The organism is Streptomyces sp. NBC_00984, assembly GCF_045162475.1.
Taxonomy (GTDB): domain Bacteria; phylum Actinomycetota; class Actinomycetes; order Streptomycetales; family Streptomycetaceae; genus Streptomyces.
In genome coordinates this window covers 8,033,285-8,035,973 of record NZ_CP108734.1, presented here as the reverse complement: position 1 = coordinate 8,035,973, position 2,689 = coordinate 8,033,285, and the positions used below count along the sequence as shown (strand labels likewise).

Annotated in this window: 3 protein-coding genes; all 3 read right to left on the bottom strand. The window is 72.7% G+C overall.

Translation table 11 applies throughout. The features are described 5' to 3' along the window. Positions 1–102: 102 nt before the first annotated feature. Positions 103–315 carry an MbtH family protein gene (locus OG520_RS35840; protein WP_406015872.1) on the bottom strand — a complete coding sequence of 71 codons (213 nt, stop codon included), beginning with the start codon at positions 313–315 and terminating at the stop codon, positions 103–105. 317 nt (positions 316–632) lie between these two features. Further along, positions 633–1,631 (bottom strand): 2,3-diaminopropionate biosynthesis protein SbnB, encoded by a 999-nt coding sequence (gene sbnB / locus OG520_RS35835; protein ID WP_399334075.1) that lies wholly within the window; start codon positions 1,629–1,631, stop codon positions 633–635. A 159-nt stretch (positions 1,632–1,790) separates the two neighbouring features. Then, positions 1,791–2,657, bottom strand: coding sequence for a pyridoxal-phosphate dependent enzyme (locus OG520_RS35830; RefSeq protein ID WP_406015871.1), 867 nt, complete (start codon positions 2,655–2,657; stop codon positions 1,791–1,793). Between the last annotated feature and the right edge of the window lie 32 nt (positions 2,658–2,689).

The window sequence follows — 2,689 nt, the reverse complement described above, 5'->3', positions numbered from 1 at the left end:
CGTGGACACTCCTGATCGGGGGCTGCACGGCGGCGCGGGGTGGGCGAATAAGGGGCAGGGCGCGTCGTGCGGAACGGGCGCGGCCTGATCCACCGGAGAGGCCTAACCGGCCGCGGTCTCCATGCGGCGGCGCAGGCTGGCCGGACGCATGTCCGTCCAGACCTCGTCTATGTGGGCCAGGCACTCCTCCTTGGAGCCCTCGGTTCCCTCGGCCCGCCAGCCGGCGGGCAGGTCACGGTCGGCCCACCAGATCGAGTACTGCTCCTCGTCGTTGAGGACGACGCGGTAGCGGCGGAGGTCGGTCTGCTCTTCCATCGGGACTCCTGACGAACGGTCGGCTGCGCGGCATGGCAGCTGACGGACGAACGGTGAGAGCGGGGCCGGGCACGCGAATGTGGGGCGCTGTACGTCACACCGCGGCACGCGCCTTTCCCGCCAAAGGAGATCCTCGGCTCGACTTCTATACTTCGCCTGGTCTCTGGCTGCCCGTCACGGCGCTGAGCTGACCTGATGGGGACGGTCCGGTTCCGTTGGCGGGCCCGTCGAGGGCCCGGAGCGCCCCGCGAACGCAGCCGCCGGCCCCGCGGCCGGTGTGGCTGCGGGACCGGCGTGCAGGACCGGCGTGCGGGGGGCTACTCGCCCGGCAGGAAGCCGTCGATGGCGACGCCCAGGGCGGCGGCCTGCGCGATGCCGCGGATGCGGTCGGCGACCGCGATGTCGAGGCTCCCGAGACCGAAGGGCGAGTAGATCGCCCGGCGGGCCGGGTCTCGTCGGAACGAGGCCGGGTCGCGCAGGATCGCGCCGATCTCGGCGTCGATGAAGTCGCGCGAGCCGCCGGCTTGCTCGGCCAGGTGCACCGAAGTCTGCTCGCGGGAGACGTGGTCGGCGTCGTCCACCACGTTCTGCGCGCCGAGGATCTCCTCGACATGCAGGTCGCGCAGCGAGACGTGCAGGACGGTCGCGTCCTCGGCTGCCGGCCCGAGGTCGAGATGGGGCGCGGGCGCGGTGGTGGCGAGGGCGATCAGGCGCTGCCCGGCGATCGTCTCGGCCGCGGAGTCGCCGACGGTCATCGCCAGGCCGTACTCGCGCTCGGCCTCCTCGCCGAAGCGCTGCGCCCGCTCACGGTCGAGATCGAACAGCCGCAGCCGACTCAGGCTCGGGAAGGCGTCGCGCAGGTAATACAGCACCTGACGGTTGATCGGGCCGCAGCCGATCAGGGCGAGTTCCTCGGGCTCGGCCTCCACGGAGAGCACCCGGGCGCCGATCGCCGCGCTGGCCGCGGTGCGATGCGCCGAGATCTCGGAACCCTCGATCAGCGCTGTCGGCCGCCCGGTCTTGGGGTCGTTGAGCACGATGACGGCACTGGCCCGGTCGATGCCGCGTGCGACGTTGTCCGGGAAGGAGGCGATCCACTTCATCCCGATCGACGAGGGCTCCTCGTCGCCGCGCACATAGGCCGGCAGGCCGATGATGCGGTCCCTGGGCATGTCCGGGAAGCGGAGGAAGATCGAGTGCGGCACCGTGGTCAGGCCTGCGGCGTGCCTCCGGTAGGTGTCACCGACGGCCTCGACGACCAGGTCGCGGTGGGTGCCGAGGATCTCGCGAACCTCGGAGCTTCGCAGGACCAGCATGACGTTCCTTCGGTCGGGAACCCTGGGAGAACGGGGTCCGGATGTGCGGGAGGTGGCAGCCCGTCCAGGGCGTCGCGGAGCGGGCCGCCGTACCGGGTCGCAGTCGGCGCCACCCGGGTCACGGTCGGCGGGGGCGCCGAGGTGTCGGCGACCGGATGCTCAGGAGTAGATCGAGTCCAGATGGCGGTGGCCCTTGTCCGGGAAGAGCAGGACGACCTTCGCGTCGGGCGCCAGCTCGTCGGCGAGCTGCTCGAAGGCTGCCAGCGCCGCCCCGGAGCGCGGCCCGGCGAGGATCGCCTCCCGCTCGACCAGCCGTCGGCAGGCGCGGGCGGCCGTCGTCCGGTCGATCCGAAGCCGATGGCGCACCCCTTCGACGCCCGGATCCGCCGGCATCGGTGCATCGGCGTCGCCGACCAGGTGGACCGCGACCAGCTCCGTGGCCAGGCCCAGCAATCGGATCTGATCGGCGCAGCCGCGTAGCACCGCCGGGCTGTCCGCGTCGCAGATCACCAGGTCGAGCGGGCCGTCGACGTGCTCCAGGATCTCGCGCGCGGCACGCCGGTCGGACTCGGCGCGGCGCAGCGCGCTGTGCGAGCCGGGCCAGTGCCCGCCGATTCGCCCCGCGAGATCGCGGGCGAACGCCGCCCGCGCCGGTTCGTCCGCAGCGGCGCCGTCCGGCACCTCGACCCGGGCGCCGTAGGCCCGCAGCAGCCCGCCGACGGCGGCCTCGACGGCTGGGCCGACGACACAGACGAGCTCGACCCGCCGACTGCGGCAGACCTGGGTCAGGCTCGCCGCGAAGTCGGCGGAGCCGGTCTCGGCCACCAGGGTCGCGCCCTCGACCAGCTCGCCGCGCCGCAGCAGTTCGTCCACCGCGGCGACGGCGGAACGGTCTTCCGTGCTGCCGGTCGGGTTGAAGCCTTCCAGCTTGGCGAAGAGCTGCCCCGGGAAGCCGTCGGCGACGCGCACCAGCTGGACCAGCGCGGTGTCGCCGATCGTGTTCAGAATCCCTGCGCTGAGCCCCATGGAAGTTCTCACCTCATCCTCCTCTCTGGTGG